Source organism: Sulfitobacter sp. UBA1132, from assembly GCF_002311545.1.
GTDB lineage: Bacteria > Pseudomonadota > Alphaproteobacteria > Rhodobacterales > Rhodobacteraceae > Sulfitobacter > Sulfitobacter pontiacus.
In genome coordinates this window covers 1-462 of the sequence record NZ_DCAN01000006.1, presented here as the reverse complement: position 1 = coordinate 462, position 462 = coordinate 1, and the positions used below count along the sequence as shown (strand labels likewise).

Annotated in this window: 1 protein-coding gene; it reads left to right on the top strand. The window is 64.1% G+C overall.

What is annotated here, in order from left to right; translation table 11 throughout:
* Positions 1-403 (top strand): MBL fold metallo-hydrolase (locus B4F27_RS03745; protein ID WP_286758905.1); only part of this gene is annotated, 403 nt, incomplete at its 5' end.
* Positions 404-462: the final 59 nt, after the last annotated feature.

Sequence of the window (462 nt, the reverse complement as noted above, 5' to 3'; positions counted from 1 at the left end):
CCCGCCGATCCTCGAGATGAACCATATTGACGGCGACGTGGCGATCGACGGGCCCGGCGGCACGCTCTGCTTCACGCCCTTTCTGGTGAACCACGGCGGGATGGATGCGCTTGGCTTCCGCGTCAATGATGTGGCCTATCTGCCCGATGTGGCGCAGATCCCCGATGACATCTGGCCCCACCTCAAGGGCCTGCGCTGCTGGATTGTCGACGCGCTGCGCCGCGACCCGCATCCAACCCACAGCCACCTAGCCCAGACCCTGGGCTGGATCGACCAGATGGCACCGCAAACCGCTGTGCTGACCAATATGCACAACGACCTCGACTATGACACGCTGGCCGCGGAAACCCCCGACCATATCGAACCCGCCTTTGATGGCATGACCCTGAGCTTTCCGGTCTAGCCCCCGCCCGCGGGGTCCGGACTTCATTTTGCCCTATAAACTCCACGGGGGCGTGGGGG